We start from the raw sequence: 1,594 nt of genomic DNA on the forward strand, positions 1-1,594 counted from the left end.
CATAGATCTTAAACTGAAGAGTTTGATCATGGCTCAGATTGAACGCTGGCGGCAGGCCTAACACATGCAAGTCGAGCGGTAACAGGGGTAGCTTGCTACCCGCTGACGAGCGGCGGACGGGTGAGTAATGCATAGGAATCTGCCCGATAGTGGGGGATAACCTGGGGAAACCCAGGCTAATACCGCATACGTCCTACGGGAGAAAGGGGGCTTCGGCTCCCGCTATTGGATGAGCCTATGTCGGATTAGCTAGTTGGTAAGGTAATGGCTTACCAAGGCAACGATCCGTAGCTGGTCTGAGAGGATGATCAGCCACATCGGGACTGAGACACGGCCCGAACTCCTACGGGAGGCAGCAGTGGGGAATATTGGACAATGGGGGCAACCCTGATCCAGCCATGCCGCGTGTGTGAAGAAGGCCCTCGGGTTGTAAAGCACTTTCAGCGAGGAAGAACGCCTATCGGTTAATACCCGGTAGGAAAGACATCACTCGCAGAAGAAGCACCGGCTAACTCCGTGCCAGCAGCCGCGGTAATACGGAGGGTGCAAGCGTTAATCGGAATTACTGGGCGTAAAGCGCGCGTAGGTGGCTTGATAAGCCGGTTGTGAAAGCCCCGGGCTCAACCTGGGAACGGCATCCGGAACTGTCAGGCTAGAGTGCAGGAGAGGAAGGTAGAATTCCCGGTGTAGCGGTGAAATGCGTAGAGATCGGGAGGAATACCAGTGGCGAAGGCGGCCTTCTGGACTGACACTGACACTGAGGTGCGAAAGCGTGGGTAGCAAACAGGATTAGATACCCTGGTAGTCCACGCCGTAAACGATGTCGACCAGCCGTTGGGTGCCTAGAGCACTTTGTGGCGAAGTTAACGCGATAAGTCGACCGCCTGGGGAGTACGGCCGCAAGGTTAAAACTCAAATGAATTGACGGGGGCCCGCACAAGCGGTGGAGCATGTGGTTTAATTCGATGCAACGCGAAGAACCTTACCTACCCTTGACATCTACAGAAGCCGGAAGAGATTCTGGTGTGCCTTCGGGAACTGTAAGACAGGTGCTGCATGGCTGTCGTCAGCTCGTGTTGTGAAATGTTGGGTTAAGTCCCGTAACGAGCGCAACCCTTGTCCTTATTTGCCAGCGAGTAATGTCGGGAACTCTAAGGAGACTGCCGGTGACAAACCGGAGGAAGGTGGGGACGACGTCAAGTCATCATGGCCCTTACGGGTAGGGCTACACACGTGCTACAATGGCCGGTACAAAGGGCTGCGAGCTCGCGAGAGTCAGCGAATCCCTTAAAGCCGGTCTCAGTCCGGATCGGAGTCTGCAACTCGACTCCGTGAAGTCGGAATCGCTAGTAATCGTGAATCAGAATGTCACGGTGAATACGTTCCCGGGCCTTGTACACACCGCCCGTCACACCATGGGAGTGGACTGCACCAGAAGTGGTTAGCCTAACGCAAGAGGGCGATCACCACGGTGTGGTTCATGACTGGGGTGAAGTCGTAACAAGGTAGCCGTAGGGGAACCTGCGGCTGGATCACCTCCTTAAACGATGCGTCACAGTCGGTAAGCGTCCACAATGAATTACCTGATCAGATA

At 55.0% G+C, this 1,594-nt stretch carries 1 rRNA gene; it reads left to right on the top strand.

The annotated features are described in order from the left end of the window. Positions 1 to 10 precede the first annotated feature (10 nt). Positions 11 to 1,543: ribosomal RNA gene (locus tag ACW17M_RS24055) — 16S ribosomal RNA — on the top strand. The last annotated feature ends 51 nt before the right edge of the window (positions 1,544 to 1,594 follow it).

The sequence above is a fragment of the Vreelandella sp. 2A-K22 genome (assembly GCF_054065485.1).